This window comes from Pseudomonas sp. BW7P1, assembly GCF_024981055.1.
GTDB classification, from domain to species: Bacteria; Pseudomonadota; Gammaproteobacteria; order Pseudomonadales; family Pseudomonadaceae; genus Aquipseudomonas; species Aquipseudomonas bananamidigenes.
The window spans coordinates 6,069,694-6,090,365 of record NZ_CP103374.1 but is presented as its reverse complement, the minus strand read 5'-3'; the positions used below and the strand labels follow the sequence as shown (position 1 = coordinate 6,090,365).

General features: G+C 61.3%; 22 protein-coding genes and 1 pseudogene. 13 read left to right on the top strand and 10 right to left on the bottom strand.

The window, feature by feature from the left end; translation table 11 throughout:
* Nucleotides 1-76: 76 nt before the first annotated feature.
* Nucleotides 77-322 carry a TIGR02647 family protein gene (locus tag NWV16_RS27605; protein ID WP_065258138.1) on the bottom strand — a complete coding sequence of 82 codons (246 nt, stop codon included), beginning with the start codon at nucleotides 320-322 and terminating at the stop codon, nucleotides 77-79.
* A 192-nt stretch (nucleotides 323-514) separates the two neighbouring features.
* Entirely contained in the window at nucleotides 515-799 is a 285-nt protein-coding gene (locus NWV16_RS27600) for a hypothetical protein (protein WP_065258137.1), read from the bottom strand.
* Between the two features lie 123 nt (nucleotides 800-922).
* Between NWV16_RS27600 and NWV16_RS27595 the strand changes: the two genes are divergently transcribed.
* Complete coding sequence (locus NWV16_RS27595) at nucleotides 923-1,582, top strand: glutathione S-transferase family protein (protein ID WP_260521487.1); 660 nt, start codon at nucleotides 923-925, stop codon at nucleotides 1,580-1,582.
* Nucleotides 1,583-1,642: 60 nt separating this feature from the next.
* On the opposite strand, the gene argH is transcribed toward NWV16_RS27595, so the two are convergent.
* Nucleotides 1,643-3,037, bottom strand: coding sequence for an argininosuccinate lyase (gene argH / locus NWV16_RS27590; protein WP_260521486.1), 1,395 nt, complete (start codon nucleotides 3,035-3,037; stop codon nucleotides 1,643-1,645).
* Between the two features lie 345 nt (nucleotides 3,038-3,382).
* Between argH and NWV16_RS27585 the strand changes: the two are divergent.
* From NWV16_RS27585 to rsd, 8 genes and pseudogenes are all read left to right on the top strand, one after another.
* Nucleotides 3,383-3,514, top strand: a pseudogene (locus NWV16_RS27585) (sensor histidine kinase); the annotation flags it as partial.
* Nucleotides 3,511-4,257, top strand: coding sequence for a LytR/AlgR family response regulator transcription factor (locus NWV16_RS27580; RefSeq protein ID WP_065258134.1), 747 nt, complete (start codon nucleotides 3,511-3,513; stop codon nucleotides 4,255-4,257). The pseudogene NWV16_RS27585 and the gene NWV16_RS27580, both read left to right, overlap by 4 nt.
* A gap of 138 nt (nucleotides 4,258-4,395) precedes the next feature.
* Complete coding sequence (gene hemC / locus NWV16_RS27575; protein WP_260521485.1) at nucleotides 4,396-5,337, top strand: hydroxymethylbilane synthase; 942 nt, start codon at nucleotides 4,396-4,398, stop codon at nucleotides 5,335-5,337.
* Entirely contained in the window at nucleotides 5,334-6,101 is a 768-nt protein-coding gene (locus tag NWV16_RS27570) for a uroporphyrinogen-III synthase (protein ID WP_260521484.1), read from the top strand. The genes hemC and NWV16_RS27570 overlap by 4 nt, the downstream gene beginning before the upstream one ends.
* A 16-nt stretch (nucleotides 6,102-6,117) precedes the next feature.
* Nucleotides 6,118-7,257: a uroporphyrinogen-III C-methyltransferase gene (locus NWV16_RS27565; RefSeq protein WP_260521483.1), complete on the top strand. Its 1,140-nt coding sequence runs from the start codon at nucleotides 6,118-6,120 to the stop codon at nucleotides 7,255-7,257.
* Nucleotides 7,254-8,492 carry a heme biosynthesis protein HemY gene (locus NWV16_RS27560; RefSeq protein WP_260521482.1) on the top strand — a complete coding sequence of 413 codons (1,239 nt, stop codon included), beginning with the start codon at nucleotides 7,254-7,256 and terminating at the stop codon, nucleotides 8,490-8,492. The genes NWV16_RS27565 and NWV16_RS27560 overlap by 4 nt, the downstream gene beginning before the upstream one ends.
* A gap of 218 nt (nucleotides 8,493-8,710) precedes the next feature.
* A complete protein-coding gene (locus NWV16_RS27555) occupies nucleotides 8,711-9,262 on the top strand; it encodes a disulfide bond formation protein B (protein WP_260521481.1) in 552 nt (183 codons plus the stop codon).
* A 185-nt stretch (nucleotides 9,263-9,447) separates the two neighbouring features.
* Entirely contained in the window at nucleotides 9,448-9,918 is a 471-nt protein-coding gene (gene rsd, locus NWV16_RS27550; RefSeq protein WP_260521480.1) for a sigma D regulator, read from the top strand.
* A 59-nt stretch (nucleotides 9,919-9,977) separates the two neighbouring features.
* On the opposite strand, the gene NWV16_RS27545 is transcribed toward rsd, so the two are convergent.
* Nucleotides 9,978-10,643 (bottom strand): FKBP-type peptidyl-prolyl cis-trans isomerase, encoded by a 666-nt coding sequence (locus NWV16_RS27545; RefSeq protein WP_260521479.1) that lies wholly within the window; start codon nucleotides 10,641-10,643, stop codon nucleotides 9,978-9,980.
* Nucleotides 10,644-10,835: 192 nt separating this feature from the next.
* On the opposite strand from NWV16_RS27545, the gene NWV16_RS27540 reads away from it, so the two are divergent.
* A complete protein-coding gene (locus tag NWV16_RS27540) occupies nucleotides 10,836-11,948 on the top strand; it encodes an AlgP family protein (RefSeq protein WP_260521478.1) in 1,113 nt (370 codons plus the stop codon).
* Here the strand turns inward: NWV16_RS27540 and NWV16_RS27535 are convergent.
* Complete coding sequence (locus NWV16_RS27535; protein WP_260521477.1) at nucleotides 11,945-12,406, bottom strand: TIGR02444 family protein; 462 nt, start codon at nucleotides 12,404-12,406, stop codon at nucleotides 11,945-11,947. The two genes, NWV16_RS27540 and NWV16_RS27535, sit on opposite strands and share 4 nt — an antisense overlap.
* Before the next feature lie 50 nt (nucleotides 12,407-12,456).
* Here NWV16_RS27535 and NWV16_RS27530 point away from each other — a divergent pair, with 50 nt between their 5' ends.
* From NWV16_RS27530 to NWV16_RS27520, 3 genes are all read left to right on the top strand, one after another.
* Nucleotides 12,457-14,367 (top strand): ATP-binding cassette domain-containing protein, encoded by a 1,911-nt coding sequence (locus tag NWV16_RS27530; RefSeq protein ID WP_260521476.1) that lies wholly within the window; start codon nucleotides 12,457-12,459, stop codon nucleotides 14,365-14,367.
* On the top strand, nucleotides 14,367-14,948 hold the full coding sequence (locus NWV16_RS27525; protein WP_260521475.1) for a mechanosensitive ion channel family protein: 582 nt from the start codon (nucleotides 14,367-14,369) through the stop codon (nucleotides 14,946-14,948). Before NWV16_RS27530 ends, NWV16_RS27525 begins: the two co-directional genes overlap by 1 nt.
* 114 nt (nucleotides 14,949-15,062) lie before the next feature.
* The gene (locus NWV16_RS27520; RefSeq protein ID WP_260521474.1) at nucleotides 15,063-15,695 is read left to right on the top strand and encodes a LysE family transporter; all 633 of its coding nucleotides are present in this window, start codon (nucleotides 15,063-15,065) and stop codon (nucleotides 15,693-15,695) included.
* Nucleotides 15,696-15,755: 60 nt separating this feature from the next.
* Here the strand turns inward: NWV16_RS27520 and NWV16_RS27515 are convergent, their stop codons facing one another.
* The 5 genes from NWV16_RS27515 to NWV16_RS27495 form a co-directional block, all read right to left on the bottom strand.
* Nucleotides 15,756-16,499: a penicillin-binding protein activator LpoB gene (locus NWV16_RS27515; RefSeq protein WP_260521473.1), complete on the bottom strand. Its 744-nt coding sequence runs from the start codon at nucleotides 16,497-16,499 to the stop codon at nucleotides 15,756-15,758.
* Between the two features lie 3 nt (nucleotides 16,500-16,502).
* On the bottom strand, nucleotides 16,503-17,090 hold the full coding sequence (gene lpoB, locus NWV16_RS27510; protein ID WP_260521472.1) for a penicillin-binding protein activator LpoB: 588 nt from the start codon (nucleotides 17,088-17,090) through the stop codon (nucleotides 16,503-16,505).
* Between the two features lie 36 nt (nucleotides 17,091-17,126).
* Nucleotides 17,127-17,501, bottom strand: a complete 375-nt coding sequence (locus NWV16_RS27505) for a YcfL family protein (RefSeq protein ID WP_065258120.1) — start codon at nucleotides 17,499-17,501, stop codon at nucleotides 17,127-17,129.
* Nucleotides 17,502-17,516: 15 nt separating this feature from the next.
* Nucleotides 17,517-18,911, bottom strand: coding sequence for a COG3014 family protein (locus tag NWV16_RS27500; protein WP_260521471.1), 1,395 nt, complete (start codon nucleotides 18,909-18,911; stop codon nucleotides 17,517-17,519).
* 188 nt (nucleotides 18,912-19,099) lie between these two features.
* Nucleotides 19,100-20,518: a COG3014 family protein gene (locus tag NWV16_RS27495; protein ID WP_260523595.1), complete on the bottom strand. Its 1,419-nt coding sequence runs from the start codon at nucleotides 20,516-20,518 to the stop codon at nucleotides 19,100-19,102.
* Between the last annotated feature and the right edge of the window lie 154 nt (nucleotides 20,519-20,672).

Genomic DNA, 20,672 nt, shown 5'->3' with positions numbered 1-20,672 from the left:
GCGCGACGCCGACGATAGCTCAAGCCGGCCCGCGGAAATCCCCTGGCAGAGGTTTCCGTGGGCAAAGTGGGGAAAATCAGGCGGTTTGTTGCTCTTTGAGAATTGTCAGTACGGTTTGCACGTTCTGTGCGGCATCGCGACCGAGGCTGGTCAGATAACCGCCATCAGGCTGGTCGGTCAGTTCTTTTTCGTAGAGGCGTTTGGCAGCAGCGATATGTTTCGGGGCAGCGGTCTGATGGATTTTCAGACCTTCCTGGGAACTGTCCAGGTTGAAGAGTGCGAGGACTTCCAGTTCGGCAACCAACTCAGGGGTAAGCGACATAAGGACTCCAGACTTTCTAGGAATTGAACGACAGCGCCCCTAAGGTGAACCTGCCGGCGCGGCCTGTCCAGTGTGCGCCAGGGTTTTTGTCTCGGGGGTGGATTCCAGTGTAGTCAGGGGCCGGGAGAAGGCCGGTTGGAAGGGTGACAAATTGTGTGGGAGCGGGGACGGCTCCCACAGCGGGGTATCCGGTTACGGCTTTTCCGGCGGCAATTCAGGCAGGGCGCGAAGGGCCGCTTCGTACCATTCGGTATTGAACGCGCGGTCTTCGTCAAGCATGGCGTCGATTTCGTACGCCAACACGTGGGCCATCATGTTCAGGATGTCTTCACGCTCATAACCGACCAGGGTCAGCTTGTTGAACGTCGCCTTGGCCGCGGGCGGGTTGTCGCTTTCGATCTGGTTTTCGATGGCTTCGATCAAAGTGCTCTCGGTGAACGCTTCGTCGTCGTTATCGATGTCTGTCGGCTCGCTCATGGCAGGCTCCTCAAGGAAAGGCGTCAGTTTACCCGCATTCAGCGGCGTGATGCTGCTGGCGGGATTCCCCGGAGCGATCTATAAACAGGCACTGCCCACCCCGCACGGCCTGGAGGCTATGTGATGTTCAAGCTTTACGGATTCTCAGTCAGCAATTACTACAACATGGTCAAACTGGCGCTTATGGAAAAGGGGCTGCCGTTCGAGGAAGTCACCTTCTACCCGACGCCCACGCCGGAGTCTCTGGCCATCAGCCCGCGTGGCAAGGTGCCGGTGCTGGGAGCCGAAGGGGGCTACATCAATGAAACGATGGTGATGCTCGAATACCTCGAAACCACCCAGAAGGGTGTTCCGCTGCTGCCGACCGAACCGTTCGCCCGGGCGCAGGTGCTGGCGGTAGCCAAGGAAATCGAGCTGTACATCGAATTGCCGGCCCGTGCCTGTTATGGCGAAGCGTTCTTCGGCGCGGTGCTGCCGGAGGCGATCAAGGAAAAAACCAAGGCTGAATTGTTGCTGGGGTTCGCAGCGTTGGGCCGTCATGGCAAGTTCGCCCCGTATGTGGCGGGCGACAGCCTGAGCATCGCGGATCTGTACTTCCTCTACAGCGTGCCGCTGGCGGTCGCGGTGGGACACAAGCTGTTCGGTCTGGATCTGCTGGCGGACATGCCGAAGGCCAAGGCGTTGCTGGAGCGACTTGAGCAGAATCCGCATGTGCAGAAGATTGCAGCGGACAAGGAAGCGGCGATGCCTGCGTTTTTGGCGATGATCGCGGCCAGGAAGTAGACGTTTTATTTTGGAGCCAGTGCGCGGGCAAGTCGATGATTCGACTTGCCCGCGATGCTTTCAGCGGCTGGCGATCAACGCCTGACCGCGAGCAACAGCCGCCTTGACCTGCGCCGGCGCAGTGCCGCCGATGTGGTCACGGGCATTCACCGAGCCTTCCAGGGTCAGTACGGCAAACACGTCCTGTTCGATCTGGTCGCTGAACTGACGCAGTTCTTCCAGGCTCATTTCCGCCAGATCCTTGCCGGTATCGACGCCGTACTTCACCGCGTGGCCGACGATCTCGTGGCAGTCACGGAACGGCAGGCCACGGCGAACCAGGTAGTCGGCAAGGTCAGTGGCAGTGGAGAAACCGCGCAGCGCCGCTTCACGCATGATCGCGTGTTTCGGCTTGATCGCCGGGATCATGTCGGCAAAGGCACGCAGCGAGTCGCGCAGGGTATCGGCGGCGTCGAACAGTGGCTCCTTGTCTTCCTGGTTGTCCTTGTTGTAGGCCAGTGGCTGGCCTTTCATCAGGGTCAGCAGGCCCGTCAGTGCGCCGAACACCCGGCCGGTCTTGCCGCGTACCAGTTCCGGCACGTCGGGGTTTTTCTTTTGCGGCATGATCGAGCTGCCGGTGCAGAAACGGTCCGGCAGATCGATGAACTGGAACTGCGCGCTGGTCCACAGCACCAGCTCTTCGGAAAAGCGCGACAGGTGCATCATCGCGATGCTGGCGGCCGAGCAGAATTCGATGGCGAAATCACGATCGGAGACGTTGTCCAGCGAGTTGCCGCCGACGGCGTCGAAGCCCAGCAGTTGTGCGGTGTATTCCCGGTCGATCGGGTAGGTGGTGCCGGCCAGTGCGGCGCTGCCCAGCGGCATGCGGTTGGTGCGCTTGCGGCAATCGACCAGACGTTCGTAGTCGCGGCTGAGCATTTCGAACCAGGCCAGCATGTGATGCCCGAAGGTCACGGGCTGGGCGGTCTGCAGGTGAGTGAAGCCCGGCATGATGCTCGCGGCTTCACGCTCGGCCTGTTCCAGCAGGCCTTTTTGCAGGCGGGTGATCTCGGCCAGGATCAGGTCGATCTCGTCACGCAGCCACAGGCGGATGTCGGTGGCGACCTGGTCGTTGCGGCTGCGGCCGGTGTGCAGCTTCTTGCCGGTGATGCCGATGCGGTCGGTCAGGCGTGCCTCGATGTTCATGTGCACGTCTTCGAGGTCCACGCGCCAGTCGAACTGGCCGGCTTCGATTTCGCCCTGGATGGTCTTCAGGCCATCGATGATGCTGTCGCGCTCGGCATCTGTCAGCACGCCGACTTTGGCCAGCATGGTGGCATGGGCGATCGAACCCATGATGTCGTGGCGATACAGGCGCTGGTCGAAAGTGACGGAGGCGGTGAAGCGGGCGACGAAGGCGTCGACGGGTTCACTGAAGCGGCCGCCCCAGGACTGATTGGTCTTGTCAGTGCTCATGAATTCGCTCGTATCGGCTTGAAGAAAGAAGGCGTGAAACGCTGGCGCGGATAATAACAGGGTTGCCAATCCTGTCGCTGACACTGGTCGATACGTTTTTTTCTCATCTCTGCGTTCATAGTCTCCGCCGGTTCCGGGGGGATTTGCGTAAGGATATTTTCCGATTGAGCAATATCCGCCCGGCGAGCGTCTACAGTTGGACTAAGGGTCGGCGCGACTGTGGAACGTGCAAAGGTTCAGCCGCCGACTATCAAGAAGAGAGGGGTGGGTGTTTTGACCATCGGCATACCCTGCGTAAAACGCAGACAGCAGCGAGCCTTGAGTGGCGCGTCCCGGGTATCGACAAATATTGCCGGGCGACGTACGGCACTTTTTGGCGCTCGCGCTAGTCTTAGCGTGGATCGCGGTGACGGACGTCACTCCACTTGTCTACGCTATCCTTGTGCGAGACTCACGCAGGAATCCAGCGCAATATGAATGTCCTGATCGTTGATGACGAACCACTGGCCCGCGAGCGCCTCGCCCGAATGGTGAGCGAGCTCGAGGGCTACACAGTCCTGGAGCCCAGCGCCACCAATGGCGAAGAGGCGTTGGCACTGATCGACAGCCACAAGCCGGATATCGTGCTGCTCGATATCCGCATGCCGGGCCTCGATGGCCTGCAGGTCGCTGCCCGCCTGTGCGAACGCGAAACGCCACCCGCCGTGGTGTTCTGCTCCGGTATCGATGAATTTCCCTTGGAGGCCCTGCAGGCCAGCGCCGTGGGCCATGTGGTGAAACCCGTGCGAACCGAACATCTGCAGGAAGCCCTGAAAAAGGCCGAACGTCCGAATCGGGCTCAGCTGTCTGCCCTGACCCGCCCTGCTGCGGAAAGCGGCAATGGCCCACGCAGTCATATCAGCGCCCGCACTCGCAAGGGCATCGAACTGATCCCGCTGGATCAGGTGGTGTATTTCATTGCCGACCACAAATACGTGACCTTGCGCCATGAAAGCGGTGAAGTCCTGCTGGACGAGCCGCTCAAGGCGCTGGAGGACGAGTTCGGCGAGCGCTTCGTGCGGATTCACCGCAATGCACTGGTCGCCCGCGATCGGATAGAACGGCTGCAACGCACACCCCTGGGCCACTTCCAGTTGTTCCTCAAGGGCCTGAACGGTGACGCGCTGATCGTCAGTCGCCGCCATGTGGCGGGCGTGCGCAAAATGATGCAAGGGCTTTAATCCGCAGGCTGCGGGTGGTTCTTCGTGCTTTTCACCAGGCATTGCCGGCCAGGGAGGCCACGCCGTTTCTGATTCAAGTCAAAGTGGATTTGGCTGAGCTGTTATCATCCGCCGTATCTATTCAGTACGGATTGATCCATGTCCTCTCGCGAAATCCGCATCGCCACCCGCAAAAGTGCACTGGCCCTCTGGCAGGCCGAATACGTCAAAGCCCGTCTGGAAGCAGCCCATCCGGGACTGCTGGTGACGCTGGTGCCGATGGTCAGTCGCGGCGACAAGCTGCTCGATTCCCCTCTGTCGAAAATCGGTGGCAAGGGTCTGTTCGTCAAGGAGCTGGAAACCGCGCTGCTGGAAAATGAAGCCGACATCGCCGTCCATTCGATGAAGGACGTGCCGATGGACTTCCCCGAAGGCCTCGGCCTGTTCTGCATCTGCGAGCGCGAAGACCCGCGTGACGCCTTTGTTTCCAATACCTTTTCAAGCCTGGATGCATTGCCCGCCGGCAGTATCGTCGGCACTTCGAGCCTGCGTCGTCAGGCGCAATTGCTGACGCGCCGTCCCGATCTGGAAATCCGCTTTCTGCGCGGCAACGTCAATACCCGCCTGGCCAAGCTCGATGCCGGCGAGTACGACGCGATCATCCTCGCAGCGGCCGGCCTGATCCGGCTGGGGTTCGAAGACCGCATCACCTCGGCGATCAGTGTCGACGACAGCCTGCCGGCCGGTGGCCAGGGCGCCGTCGGTATCGAATGTCGCAGTGCCGATACTGAAATCCATGCCTTGCTCGCACCGTTGCACCACGCCGATACGGCTGACCGCGTGAGCGCCGAGCGTGCCCTCAACAAGCACTTGAATGGCGGTTGCCAGGTGCCGATCGCCTGCTACGCCGTGCTCGAAGGCGAGCAACTATGGCTGCGTGGCCTGGTCGGAGAGCCGAGCGGCGGCAGGCTGCTGGGCGCGGAAGCCCGGGCGCCGCGCTCTGAGGCTGAAGCGCTGGGTGTGCAGGTTGCCGAAGCTCTGCTTCGCCAGGGGGCCGACGATATTCTCAAGGCAGTCTATGGCGAGGCAGGCCACGAGTGACCAGCTGGCGCCTGCTGCTGACCCGCCCCGCCGACGATTGCCAGGCGCTGGCCGAAGTGCTGGCCGGTCAGGGGATTTTCAGCAGTTGCCTGCCGCTTTTGGAAATCGCCCCTCTGCCGGTCTCTGACACAATGCGCCGGACATTTTCCGGATTGTCGTGTTACAGCGCGGTGATCGTTGTCAGCAAACCGGCTGCGCGCCTCGCCGTGCAACTGCTTGACGTCGATGGGGCGTCGCTGCCGACGCTGCCCTGGTTCAGTGTCGGCGCGGCGACAGCGCAGATACTCCGGGATCGGAACCTCGATGCACATTGCCCGGACAAGGGCGATGACAGCGAAGCCTTGCTGCAATTGCCCCGTTTGCTCGAGGCCGTTGCACGGCCTGGCGCACAGATATTGATCCTGCGCGGGGAGGGCGGTCGCGAGCTGCTGGCCGAGCGCCTGCGCGCGCTTGGTGCTAGTGTCGAGTATCTGGAGTTGTACCGCCGTGACCTGCCGGACTATCCGCCGCAGGAACTGCCCCGACGGATTACGGCGGAACGCCTGAACGGGCTGGTGGTCAGCAGTGGACAGGGTTTTGAGCACCTGCGCCAATTGGCCGGCGATACCTGGCCGGCGCTTGCGCAGATGCCGTTGTTTGTTCCAAGCCCAAGGGTCGCCGAGCAGGCACGTGCCGCCGGGGCCCGAACAGTTGTGGATTGTCGCGGCGCCAGTGCCGCGGCTTTGCTGACGGCGTTACGGGGGTACCCCGTGCCCGTTCTCTAATGCAAAGGATGGATACGTGAGCGAAACAGCCTTGCCTAAAGATGACGTTCAACCTGTGATCGATGCACCGGTTGATGCACCGCCACCGGTCGCCGAGCCGCGCCGAGGCAACGGATTGGCCATTGTCGCACTGCTGCTGGGCGCCGCCGGTGTTGCGGTGGGTGGCTGGGGTGTCTGGCAGGTGAAGCACCTGCAGGCCAATACCCAGGAGCAATTGAGTCAGGTGCAGGCGTTGAATGATCAGGCCCAGAGCCTGAAACTCAACGAGCAGCGTCTGACCGAGCGTCTGGCACAATTGCCCGGCGCCGACGAACTCGCCGATCGCCAGCGTCTGGTGACGCAGCTCCAGGGCGATCAGCAGCGCCTCAATCAGCGTTTGGAAACCGTCCTCGGGGCAAGCCGCAAGGACTGGCGTCTGGCCGAGGCCGAGCATTTGCTGCGTCTGGCGAGCCTGCGCCTCTCTGCCTTGCAGGACATCAGCAGCGCTCAGGCACTGGTGCAGGGTGCCGACGATATTCTGAAGGAGCAAAACGATCCGGGTTCGTTTGCCGCGCGTGAGCAAGTGGCGAAAACCCTGGTGGCGTTGCGCAGTACCGAGCAGCCCGATCGTACCGGTCTGTTCCTGAAACTGGGCGCGCTGCGCGATCAGGTCATCGGACTCACCGAGCTGGCGCCCGAATACAAGGATCGTGGCGATTCGCTGCTGGGTCTGACCGCCGATGGTGACGGTGCCAGTCGCTGGGCGCAGTGGTGGGACCAGATCTCGCGTTACATCCGCATCGATTTCAACGCCGACAAGAACGTACGGCCACTGCTCGCCGGGCAAAGCCTGAGCCAGGTGCGCCTGGCCCTCAGCCTGTCGCTGGAGCAGGCGCAATGGGCGGCGCTCAACGGTCAGGCAGCGGTCTACACCCAGGCCCTGACTGAAGCGCGGGATGTGCTCAAAGGCAACTTCAACCCGGACAATCCGCAGAGCAAAATCATGCTCGAACAGGTGGCGGAGCTGAGCAAGCAACCCGTCACGGTTGTCACTCCGGATCTGGCGGGCACCCTCAGTGCGGTGCAGGCCTATCTGGAGCGTCGCAACGTCAACGCTGAAGACTCGGTGAAACCCTTCGCCAGACCTGCTGCCACCGCGCAGGAGGCCACACCATGAAACGCCTGTATGTCATCGTGTTTCTGGTCATCGCAGCGACAGCAGCCCTCGGACTGGCGATCGCCGAGCATTCCGGTTACGTGCTGGTGGCTTACAAGAGCTTCCGCTATGAGTCGAGCCTGTGGGCGACCCTGGCCCTGGTCGCGGTGTTGTGGCTGCTGATCTGGGGTATCAAGGCACTGGTCGAACTGGTGCTGACTTCCGGTGGCGTGGTCAATCCCTGGTCGCGCCGCAACCGCAGTCGCCGCGTGCAAGTGGCGATCGAGCACGGCCAGCTGGACCTAGTCGAAGGTCGCTGGGCCAGCGCCCAGCGTCATCTCTACCGGGCCGCCGAGGCCGAGCGCCAGCCGTTGCTGTATTACCTGGGTGCCGCCCGTGCCGCCAATGAACAAGGCAACTACGAAGAAAGCGATCGGTTGCTGGAACGCGCCCTTGAGCGTCAGCCACAGGCCGAGCTGGCCATTGCCTTGAGTCACGCGCAACTGCAGACCGATCGCGGCGATACGGAAGGCGCGCTGGTGACCCTGCAGGCCATGCGCGAGCGTCACCCGCACAATGTCCAGACCCTGCGTCAATTGCAGCGTCTGCATCAACAGCGAGGTGATTGGTCGGCCGTCATCAGGCTGTTGCCCGAGCTGCGCAAGGACAAGGTCCTGCCCCCCGCCGAACTGGCCGAGCTGGAGCGTCGCGCCTGGGGCAAGAATCTGTCGCTGGCAGCGCATCGCGAAGAAGATGGCGTGGCTGGTCTGCAGTCGCTCAATCGCGCCTGGCAACAACTGAGCTCGTCGCAGCGTCAGGAGCCGCCGCTGGTTCTGGCCTACGCCGAGCAGCTGCGTCAACTGGGTGCTCAGGTCGAAGCCGAGGAAGTGCTGCGCAGCGCCCTCAAGCGCAAGTATGACAGTCATCTTGCGCGGCTTTATGGCCTGGTGCGTGGCAACGATCCGGCGCGTCAATTGCAGACCGCCGAAGGCTGGCTCAAGGATCACCCCGCGGACCCGAGCCTGTTGCTGACCCTCGGTCGACTGTGTCTGCAAGCCAGTCTTTGGGGCAAGGCGAGGGATTATCTGGAAAGCAGCCTGCGCACCGAGCGCAATCCCGAAGCCTGTGCCGAACTGGCGCGATTGTTGGCTCGACTCGGCGATACCGAACGCAGCAATCAGTTGTTTCAGGAAGGTCTCGGTCTGCTGGATGAGCGTTTGCTGGCCGCGCCGTTGCCGGCCCAGGCGCATGCCTGAATCAGCGAGGGAGCACGCTCCCTCGCTCGCACTTTCGCCTGTATAGTGATCGCTTTTCCCCCTTCCTCGGCAAAGTCCTACAGAGGACTACACCCATTCCTCTCATGCCTGTCGGGATTTCCCTACACTTCTGGTGAAGTGTCGTCAGTGGTCCGCCTTGAAAGGCCGAGGCCCTTTACTCTACCGTAACTGCCTGTCTTTATTGTTACGGATTAGCCATGTCGGCGACCTGCTCACGCTCCCTGTTTTTTATGGTTTTCACGGCGGGAATCCTGGCGCTGGGAGCTTCCTACTACCTTGAATACACAGTCGGCCTCATGCCGTGCAGCCTGTGTCTGGTGCAGCGACTTTTCCTGAGTGTCCTCATCGCCTGCTGCGCAGTGGCCGCTGTGCACGGACCCAGGCGTTTTGGTCTATCGCTCTACTGGTCCGGTGCACTGTCGGCCAGCCTAGGCGGCACGATGGCTGCGTGGCGTCAGGTACTGCTGCAGAGTGATTCGTTGCATCACATGGCGCAGTGTTCGCCCGGCATGCAAGAGTCGTTCGGCCATCTGCCCTGGCTGTGCGCTCTGCGACGGATGTTCAATGACAATGAGGACTGCGCGCAATTGTCCTGGACATTGTTCGATCTGAGCATTCCGGAGTGGAGCCTGCTGTTTTTCGTCGCCATGTCGATCCTGGCGATTTATCAATTGCTGCGGCTGGCCTGGAACGCTCTGCAACGACCGCTCAGCGACGAACCGTCGCATCGGGTGCTGGTCAGGGATTAAACACTTGTATGAACTTTCTCTTCTGCGTAACTTGAAGCCATAGACGTGCGGGCATAATCTGGCCCGCACGTGTCATTGGATTCGTGTTGCTCGATGACGCCCTGCCTGTCCGCCTCTCAAAGCAAAAACCCGGAAACGAGGCGCGGGTGCAGGGCAGCATGACCCACAAGGGAAGAGAGATCGCCATGCTCGAAAGTTGTCAGAATGCTCAGGAACGTTGGGGTGGAGTTCATCTGCTGATCGACCGCTGGCTCCAGGAGCGTGAGGACTTGGTGAAGGCGTTTCGCGAGTTGCGTGAAGCCCGGCCTGCGTTTGCAGACAAGTCGAAGAACGGTCGATTCTGTCAGATCCTGGTTGATTACCTGTCCGCCTGGCACTTCGAGGTGTGCGAGCAATTGGTCAACGAAGCCAGGGCGTTCGACGATGTGCGCGGACTGGAACTGGCAGACAAGGTCGGGCCTCGCCTGGACGAGATCAAGGACTATGCGTTGTCATTCAACGACCACTGTCACAAAGGCGAGTGCAATGATCCTGAGCGTTTTGCCGAAGCGCTGCAAAAACTTGGAGGGCAGTTGCGGGAACGTTTCGAACTGGAAGACTGCCTGATCGAAGTGCTGCATACGGCCCACAAGGAAGAAGATCCGGTTCAGGCCTGAGCCGACCCTGCAAGACACCAGAACGGTGCGCCAACAGCGCACCGTTTTTTATTGCGTGTTCAACTGGTCGCGCCGCGCAACTCGACTTCGAACACCAGCGGTGTGAACGGTGCGATCAGGTCGCCGGCACCGTCGGCGCCGTAAGCCTGATTCGATGGAATCACCAGACGCCACTTCGCACCCACCGGCATGTTTTGCAAGGCGGTGCGCCATCCGGCGATCACACTGTCGAGGTTGAACCACTGTGGTTGAGTATTCTGGTCGAACACGGTGCCGTCCGGCAGACGACCGATATACAACACCTGCACCTTTCCGTCGGGACCCGCCTTCGCGCCATTGCCGGGTGCCAGTTCGGTCAGCAGGATGCCATCAGCCAATTCTTTAACACCGGGCCTGGCTTTTTCCGCCGAGAGAAAGCGTCGCTCGTTCTCCATCGCGGCGTCGGTCGAAGGCATGGTCGCCTGCTCGGCCGTCTGCGATTCGTGATCGGCCAGGATCTGCTCGATGCGTGCTTCACTCAGTGCCAGAGGCTTGCCTTGATAAGCCTGCTGCAGGCCTTCGATCAATGCCTGGAGTTGTAGCTGCGGCACTTCCTGGCGCAGTCGCTCACCGAGACTGGCGCCGAGGCTGTAAGCCAGATCGTGGGCATCGTTCGCCGTGGTTTTCTCGTCAGCCTGAGCCACGCAAAACATCATGCAGAGGGATAAAAAAAGGTAGCGCGACATGGGCACTCTCCGTCCTGAATTGCGGTGGATTATGCCAGCGCGAACGTCTGCAACGGTGAACTGCTTTTGCCAATGCGCAGAAGTTTTTCGCGAGCCTGCAACCGAGTGCTTCCATTACGGTCAACATGCCCTAGCGGCGGTAGCAGCAGAGGTCTAGTATGAGCCGCACTCACGTCAGCCAGGAGGTAAACCATGTCGGCCACCAAGAAGCCTGTAAACACTCCGTTGCATTTACTCCAACAACTCTCGGGCAGCCTGCTCGAGCATCTGGAAAACGCTTGCTCCCAAGCTCTGGCTGATGCTGAAAAACTGCTCGCCAAACTGGAAAAGCAACGCGGCAAGGCGCAAGAGAAACTGCACAAATCCCGCACCAAATTGCAGGACGCAGCAGCAGCCGGCAAAGCCAAGGCGCAGACCAAGGCCAAGGCTGCCATGAAGGAGCTGGAAGATCTGCTCGATGCGCTGAAGGTCCGTCAGGCCGAGACCCGCAGCTACATTCTGCAGCTCAAGCGCGATGCCCAGGAAAGCCTGAAACTGGCCCAGGGTGTCGGTCGTGTACAGGAAGCCGCCGGCAAGGCGCTGTCTCTGCGTTCGGCCAAGCCGGCAGCGGCACCTGCGAAAAAAGCGGCTGCCAAACCTGCTGCAAAAGCACCGGCCAAAACGCCAGTGAAAGCCGCTGCAAAACCAGCTGCGAGTAAACCCGCAGCAGCCAGCGCTGCCAAACCTGCAGCTAAAACCACAGCGGCCAAACCCGCTGCCAAACCTGCGGCGAAAACCGCTGCTGCAAAAGCGGCTCCGGCGAGAACTGCCGCTGCCAAGCCAGCCACCAAAGTAGCTGCCAAACCGGCAGCAAAACCGACCGTTAAAGCCGCTGCCAAACCAGCCGCCAAAACTGCTGCAGCCAAGCCTGCGGCAAAAGCTGCTGCCAAACCGGTTGCTGCCAAAGCGGCAGCGAAACCAGCGGCCAAACCGGCTGCCGCCGCGAAGCCTGCAACGACCGCAGCCAAGCCAGCGGCCGCTGCCAAACCGGCCGCCAAGCCAGCAGCGAAACCTGCTGCAAAACCTGCTGCAAAACCTGCGGTGAAAAAACCTGCCGCTGCCAAGCCAGCCGCCAAGCCAGCTGCCGCCAAGCCAGCAGCAAATCCAGCTGCAGCAAAACCAGCCACGACGCCTGCTGCCAAACCTGCCGCAACGGTAACCCCGGCTCCGACCGCAGCACCGGCATCCACCGCCACTGCCTCGACCACCGCCACCACGCCATCCCCGGCGTCGAGCGTCGCCAGCAACCCGAGCAGCGCTTCCTAAGCGCCGCTCGCCGCGACGCGCAGCACTTGCAGCGCGTCGCGGTTCAGGTTGGCCGCCGGGCCGGCGAGCACCTCCAGCCAGTCACTCGATTCCTTCGAATTACGCTTCCAGCCTTGCGCGGCGCCTTCAAGTCGCGACAGAAGTGCACGCTCCGCTTCCAGCTCCAATCCCTTGATCTGCTCGCGCATGCCCTTGAGCACCGGATCGGTCTCGGCCAGGGTTTTCCACTGCATGCGTAATGTGCGTAACGGTTGCACCACTTCCCGGTCCCAAGGCTCTGTCAGTTCCAGAAGCTGCCGGGCACGCACCTCGTCGCTCGTCGCATCGCGCTGTTCCAGCCATAAACCACACAGCATCAGGCACACATTGGCTCCCGTCGATTGCAGGTGCAGGCAGGCCTCTTCCACGCCGGGACGGGCGTAGACGGCAAGGGCAAAGCTCCACAGGTCAGAGGACATCGTGCTACTCGCGCCAGTTGCGGACGAAGCTGGTAGACTCCGCCGCCATTATGATCCGACTTCAGAACCTGACTTTACAGCGTGGCCCGCAACGTCTGCTAGAAGACGCCGAGCTGACCCTGCACGCCGGCCATAAAGCCGGCCTCATCGGTGCCAACGGCGCCGGCAAATCCAGCCTGTTCGCCTTGCTCCGTGGTGAGTTGCACCCGGACTCGGGCGACTGCCTGCTGCCGGCCGACTGGCGTATCGCCCACATGCGCCAGGAGGTCGACACCCTCGAACGTCTGGCGGTCGACTACGTGCTCGACGGCGACCTGCGCCTGCGCGAAGTCCAGCGTGACCTGGCTGCCGCCGAAGAGGCTCACGACGGGGCTGCCCTGGCACGTCTGCACGCCGAACTCGACAGCGCCGATGGCTACACCGCCGATGCCCGTGCGCGCAAGCTGCTGGCCGGTCTCGGATTCACCAATGAGCAGATGGATCGTCAGGTAGGAGATTTCTCCGGTGGCTGGCGGATGCGTCTGAACCTTGCGCAGGCATTGATGTGTCCGTCAGACCTGCTGCTGCTCGACGAACCGACCAACCACCTGGACCTCGACGCCATCATCTGGCTCGAAGAGTGGCTGAAAAGTTACCCCGGCACCTTGCTGCTGATTTCCCACGACCGGGACTTCCTCGATGAAGTGGTCGATCACGTGGCCCACGTCGATCAGCGCAAGCTGGTGCTCTACCGTGGCGGCTACACCGCGTTCGAGCGCGCCCGTGCCGAGCGCCTGGCCCAGCAGCAACAGGCCTACGAGAAGCAGCAGGCGCAACGTGCGCACATGGAAAGCTACATCGCCCGGTTCAAGGCCCAGGCTACCAAGGCCCGTCAGGCCCAGAGCCGGATCAAGGCGCTGGAGCGCATGGAAGAGCTGTCGGCGGCCCATGTCGATTCGCCTTTCGATTTCGTGTTCCGCGAGTCGACCAAGATCTCCAGCCCGCTGATCGATCTGTCCGATGCGCGCCTGGGTTACGGCGAAAAAACCATCCTGGAGAAGGTCCGGCTGCAACTGACCCCCGGCGCGCGGATCGGTTTGCTCGGTCCCAACGGTGCCGGTAAATCGACCCTGATCAAGAACCTTGCCGGCGAGCTGTCACCGCTGGCCGGGCGCCTGACCCGTGGCGAGAACACCGTGGTCGGCTATTTCGCCCAGCATCAGCTCGATTCGCTGGATGCCAAGGCCAGCCCGTTGCTGCATTTGCAGCGCCTGGCGCCGACCGAACGCGAGCAGACCCTGCGCGACTTCCTCGGCGGTTTCGACTTCCGGGGCGGGCGGATCGACGAACCGGTGCTGAATTTCTCCGGTGGCGAAAAGGCCCGTCTGGCCCTGGCGTTGATCGCCTGGGAACGGCCGAACCTGTTGCTGCTCGACGAACCGACCAACCACCTCGATCTGGAAATGCGCCTGGCGTTGACCATGGCATTGCAGGAGTTCAGTGGCGCGGTGCTGGTGGTTTCCCACGATCGGCATCTGCTCAAGAGCACCACCGACAACTTCTTCCTGGTCGCGGACGGCAAGGTCGAGGAGTTCGACGGCGACCTCGAGGACTACGCACGTTGGCTGGTCGAGTATCGTCAGCGCAACGCCCCGGTCAGCAACACGCCGGTCAATCCGGACAAGACCGACAAGAAAGCCCAGCGCCAGGCCGCCGCTGCGTTGCGTCAGCAATTGGCGCCGCACAAGCGCGAAGCCGACAAACTCGAGGCCGAACTGGGCAAGCTGCACGAGAAACTGGCCAAGGTCGACGCCAGCCTCGGCGACAGCGATCTCTACGAGCCGGCGCGCAAGAACGAATTGCGCGACCTGCTGGCCGAACAGGCCAGACTGAAAGTCCGTGAAGGCGAACTTGAAGAGGCGTGGATGCAGGCGCTGGAAACCCTGGAAAGCATGCAGGCGGAGCTGGAGGCGCTGTCCTGATGGAGGCGCTCAAGCTGCCGTTGCCGGCAGAGTGGATCGAACCGGTCTGGCTTGGCGTGCAGATTCTCTTGATCCTGCTGGCAGGCTACTTCGCTCAGCGCGTTGTCGCCCGTTTCCTGACCCGTCTGGGAGAAAAGTATCCGCTGCCGCCGCAGTTGCTGATGCCGCTGCGTGGTGGTCTGCGCTGGCTGATCATGGGCAGCGCGCTGATCTTCGTGCTGGAGCGCCTCGGTGTTTCTGCCACCGTGCTATGGACCGCGTTGTCCGGTTTCGTCGCCGTCGCGGCGGTGGCGTTCTTCGCCATGTGGAGCGTGCTGTCGAACCTGCTCTGCGCGATTCTGATCTTTACCGTCGGCCCGTTTCGTCTCGGGGATGTGGTCGAGCTGGTGGACACCATCGACAAGCCCGGCGTCAAAGGCCGGGTGGTGGCGATCAATCTGCTTTACACCACGCTGATCGAGGCTGAAGAAACGGGTACCGACAGCGCGATGGTGCAGGTGCCCAACAGCCTGTTCTTCCAGCGTTCGGTAAGGCGCTGGCGCGGGTCGGATGTGTTTCCTTCCAGCGGTTTCGAAAAGTGATCGGGCGTCGGCCACGCCGGTCGGCAACCGCAACATCCTGAAAAAAATCGGTAGTCATCCAGCCTGAATCCCATTAGCTTGGACATTTGTCACGAGTCTGAGTCGAGGTGTGCGATGGAGCTTCAAACATGGCTGGCGTTTTTTGCCGCGTGTTGGGTAATCAGCCTTTCTCCGGGCGCCGGTGCGATTGCGTCGATGTCCAGCGGTCTGCAATACGGTTTCTGGCGCGGTTACTGGAACGCCCTGGGCCTGCAACTGGGCCTGGCGCTGCAGATCGCTATCGTTGGCGCAGGTGTCGGCGCAATCCTCACCGCTTCGGCCACCGCGTTCCATGCGATCAAATGGTTCGGTGTCGCCTACCTGGTTTACCTGGCGATCAGGCAGTGGCGCGCACTACCGATGGACATGAGTGATGAGGCGGCGGTACGCCCGATCGGTCGGCCGATGGCGCTGGTGTTCCGTGGCTTTCTGGTGAATATCAGCAACCCGAAGGCGCTGGTGTTCATGCTGGCGGTGCTGCCGCAGTTCATCAATCCTCACGCGCCGCTGCTGATCCAGTACGTGGTGATCGGCGTGACCATGATCTGCGTCGACCTGATCGTCATGGCCGGCTATACCGGGCTGGCGTCGAAGGTACTGCGCCTGTTGCGCACACCGACCCAGCAGAAACGCATGAACCGCACGTTTGCCGGGCTGTTCATCGGTGCGGCGGCGTTCATGGCAACGTTGCGCAAAGCCGCCGCGTAGAGCGGGCAGGCATAAAAAAGGCGACCTTTTCAGGTCGCCTTTTTCGTTTCCGGTTGCCGGTCAGCGCAGAATCACTGGCGCTGTATCACGCGGCAGATTATTGCGCTGCTGCGGTTCACGCGGTTGCTCGTAGCCACCACCGCCGAGCTGCTGGCTCAGCTGTCCGGCCACGTCTTCACCCAGCGCCTTCGAGACCTCGCGCACCACCCGTGGGCGGTTGAGCGAGATCTTGATGTCGCGGTGGTTCACCAGTTTGGTGTCCTGCGCTTCGCCCATCGCCGTGAAGGCCGAGGTGATTTCGTAGGTTTTGGTGTTGATCAGGCTGAAGTCCGCCACCAGTGTCAGGCCCAGTACGGCTGAATAGCTGTCGGTATTGGCCAGCTCGTTCATGTCCTGGGTGAAGTCGATGTCGGACACCGTGCCGAACAGCACGTAGTCGGCGCCCTTGAAGTTGCCGGCCTTGATCCGCTTGATCACGTCGTAGACGTCGCCCTTGGACGATGCCGTGTACGGGGTGCCCTGCACCAGCTGGAACATCCCTGTGCGCAGGATTTCACCCTTGATGTCGCCGGTGAATTTGCGCAGCTCGCCTTGTTCGATGTAGCTGGTGGACGCTTCGAGCTCGTTGTAGCTCGAAGAGCCGCTGGCGCTGTAGTAACCCTCGCGGTAGTTGTTCTGCGCCGAAACGATGTGGATGTATTGCTCCACGCGTTCCTGATACGCCAGGTCCGTCACCGCGACTTTCGGGGCCGCTTGCGCGCCGAGCGCGCAAGCCAGGGCCATCATGCCAATCCATGTGCGCATCGATTAACGCTCCGTGGTCTTGCGGATCTCTTTCTCGTCCATCCACTCGGCCAGACCGCTTTCAACGTCGATCAGTTGCAGGCTGAATTTGTAGAAGACGTCCTTGTAATCGCTGCTGCGCTTGACGATCGAGCTGATCGAACCTTCAAGGCGGTATTTGGCGGCGATCATGTTGCCGGTCTTGGCCACGGTGCTCTTCTTGTACAGACCGCTCTGGTTTTGCAGCTTGAGTTGGTCGACCTGGCTCTGCATCGCGGTGTTGTCGCTGGCGAAGCGGGCGGTGCCGGACTTCATCAGCTGGGTCTTGATGGTGGTGGTGATCTCGCGGGTGTCGATGTATTCGCTGGTCTTGTTCTTCACGTCATAGACCTGCACCACCGGGCGGCCCTGCAGAACGCCGGACTGGGCCAGGGAGCGGGTCATCGATTCGGCAATCATCTGCAGGTCGGTGGAACCGAATTCGTTGGTCACGGTTTCAACGGCCTTGGTATCGCCGTAGCTGATGTTCTTGCTGCCCAGGGTCGGCGACGTGTTGGCGCAGCCGGCGGCCAGCAGGGCGAGGACGGCGATGAAGGAAAAGCGTGCAAACATGGGAATGCTCTCTGAATCGGGAATAGAGGGGCGGGCTTAAGGGGTCTTGAGTTCCAGACGGAAGTCCACGGCTTTGGGCGTCGGGGCAATGCCCTGGATGAAGCTGGTCTGGGCGCCGTACATCATCTGGCTCTTCCAGACTTCTTCTTCGGCAATCGGGAAACCTTCCGGCCCCAGCCAGGCGAAGCGGTAATAGAACGTCTTGTTGCTGTTGAGGGTGTTGGTCAACTGCACATTGACGGTCATGAAGCCGTTCTCGCGGGCGACGCGCATGGCGCCGACGGCGATGTGTTTTTGCGGGCCCATGGCCACGACCTTGCTCGCGGCGCTGCCCGGCTCCGGGGGCGGCGGGGTGGCGCAGCCGCTGGCCAGGACGGCGAGGGCGGCGACGGCGAAGAGTTTGAAGCGCATGCAAAGACTCCGTTCTTAAGGTTGTTTGAGGCTGGCCACGGCAGTGCCGGCGGTGCTTGGGGTCACGTGAGCGGCGAGGCCGGCGGCGAAGACCTGATTGCCGACGGCGCGCAGGGTGACGACCTGATAACGCTGATCGACGTTGACCTTGACCACCGAACCGCCCACGGCGCTCGGCAGGGTGACCTGGTGTTCGCCCTTTTTCAGGCGCAGGCGCACCACCTGGGTGGTGTCCGGCAAGGTGCGCCACGTACGGGTATCGGCACCTTCGAGCACCGCTGAAGAGATCCCCACGGCCAGACCCGCCAGCGGATTGGTTTCGTTGATTTTCTTCTGCGCCACGCCTTTGGTGATCGCGCGCACGGTGGTGCGCAGGATGATCCCCGGCATGTCATCGCGCAGGGCACGGCGCGACATGGCAGTGGTGCTGTTCAGGGCGGTCAGGTCCAGTTGCTGACCGTCGACACCGATCTGCGCGAACGTTGCGGTCGAGGTGTCAGGCTTGATGATCGGGAACGACAGCGGGGTAATGACCACGTTGTCGGAAATCGGCAGCGGCAGCGGTACGCGGATCGAATCGCGGGCCGGCGCCAGACCGCTCTGCACCACGATCAGGACGTCGCTGTCATCGCTCTTGGCCGGCTTGTCGAGATTGATCAGCGCCTGCTCCAGCAGCGGCGTTTTCGGACGCAGTTCGGCGGCCTTGCGATAGCCCGGTGCAGCAAGGTCCTTCTCACCCAGGGCTTCGTAGACGAAACCGGCCAGGTAATGGCTGAACGCGCTCTGATAGCTGTTTTTCAGGCCGATCACTTCCGGGGCGTCGAGACTGGCGACCGGGTAGCCTTGCAGGTCCTTGTACTCGGTCTTGATGCCTTGCTTCTCGGCTTCCTCTTCGCTCTTGAGGTATTCCTTGTCACGCAGATCGGCGATTACCGCTTCGCGTTCGTGAGTCTTCTTGATCGCGGTGCGGGCGCCGTCGAAGTCGTTGACCGCCAGCAGGTTCAGGGCCATCTGCGTGGTCAGCATGACTTTTTCGTAGTCATAGCCTTCGTAGCGACGGACCTTGTCATTGACCAGGAAACTGCCGAACTGGGCCAGGTACTTGTCGGTGTCGAGCTTGACCGAGTCTTCCCATTTGCCCACCACCTGGTCGGCGCTGGTCCAGGCGTTCTGGCTGCCGGACAGATCGCCCTTGGCGCGCAGCAGTTCACCTTTCTCGAAGTAATACAGCAGGTCCTTGTCCGGGCCGGTGTTGTTCTTTTCCAGCAGGGTCAGGGCGGCGTCGACGTTGCCGGTGGCCAGTTGCTGGTTGGTCTGGGCCAGTTCGGAATCGTAATTGCGAAACGCCGAACAGCCGGACAGCAGAGTGACGGCGCCAAGCGCGATCAGAGTGGGAGCGCGAAATGCCATGGGGTACTTCTTCCATGAGTAGCGACAGCCTCGGGTGCGGGTCGGGCTGCTGGGACCGATCGACAGTGGCGTTGGCCTCCTGCCAATTCCTCATAAACAGAGGAGCTTTAATGCCTCGTTGCGATAACGAGGGCGCGGCATTATAGGCGGGCGGTGCTGGCTATGTAATAGCTTTTTAATCGCACTGCTTAGTCGAATGCCATCACTTGCTTCATGCTGGATACCGTTCGCGTGTCGCCTGTGATGATGTCCCGGAAGGCACTCCCGTTGGCGTAGATCCGATCGCCAAGTGCACGCAAGCCGATGACCTGGCGATCCTGATCAATGCGGATTTTCAGAGGTGCAGCACTTGGCGCCGTAGGCAGGCTGATCGAGTGCTCGCCTTTCTTCAGACGCAGGCGCAGTACCTGGGTGAGGTCGGGCAGGGTGCGCCAGGTGCGGGTATCGGCGTGCTCGAAACCGTCATGCTGGGTCACGTAAGAAGCCTTGGCGGGATTGCGGCGGTTATCGGTGCCTTGAACGTCCGCCGCCAGGAATGCTCGATAAGTGGTGCGCTGAATGATCCCGGGCATGTCGTCACGCAGGGTGCGCAAGGACATGTCGGTGATGTTGTTGACGGTGATCAGCTTCCTTTGACGACCGTCGAGCGTTATCTGGTTGAAAGATTGAGTGGAGGTATCGGGCACCATCACCGGAAACGAGATATTGGCGACGATCACCTGTCCGTCGTCGAGCTTCACCGGGTAAGGCACGCGCACCGAGCTGCGGGCAGGGGCCAGCCCGCTTTGCACAATGATCAGCACATCGCTTTCGCCCGCCTTGAGCCCGGGACTGTCGAGGTCGCGCAGCGCCTGTTGGAAGAATGGTATGTCAGGACGCAGTTCGATCGCCTGGCGATAACCCGGTGCAGCCAGGTCCTTTTCACCCAGCGCTTCATACGTGAAACCGGCCAGATAGTGGCTGAACGCACTTTGATAGCCGTTTTTCAGGGCAATGACCGCTGGCGACTCGAGCATGATCACCGGATAACCCTGCAGGTCCTTGTAATGCACACGGGCGCCCTGGTCCTTGGCGGCGTTTTCGACACGCTCGTATTCGAGCTCTCGTTGCCGGGCGATCAGTGTTTCGCGCTCGTGGGTCTTCTTGATGTCCGCACGGGCGCCGTCGAAGTCATTCACGGCCAACTGGTTCAGGGCCATTTGCGTAGTCAGCATGACCTTTTCATAGTCATAGCCATCGTAACGACGAAGCTTGTCGTTGATGATGCTGCCCCATTCATTGCCCAGGGCGGACAGCAGCTTGTCGCCAGTGGTTTCAATGGTGTCCTGGCGCTGGATCACCCTCTGTTCGGCGCTGCGCCAGGCCACCTGGCTTTGTGAGAACTCGCCGGCAGCGCTGAGCACCGCACCTTTCTCGAAGTAATACAGCAGGTCTTTTTCTTCATCCGGGTTATGTGCCTCGATCAGAGCCAGCGCACCGTCGGTGTTGCCTGCTTTCAATTGATCGGTGGTTTGTTGCAGTTCCAGATCGTAATTGCGGTAGGCCCCGCAACCGCTCAGTTGCACGAGCGCACTCAACAGCAAGGGAAACAGCAGGCAATGGCGCATGACCACGAGATTTTCCTTAATCGAGAGAAGCGGGAGGCGACGCAGTATAGGGGCGAGTGATGGCTATGTGCTGCATGACAATGCACGTTATCCGTCCCGGTTGGCGAGAAAGCTTGAGTCAGGCCTGCTTGACGTGAACAATGTGTTACTTCGC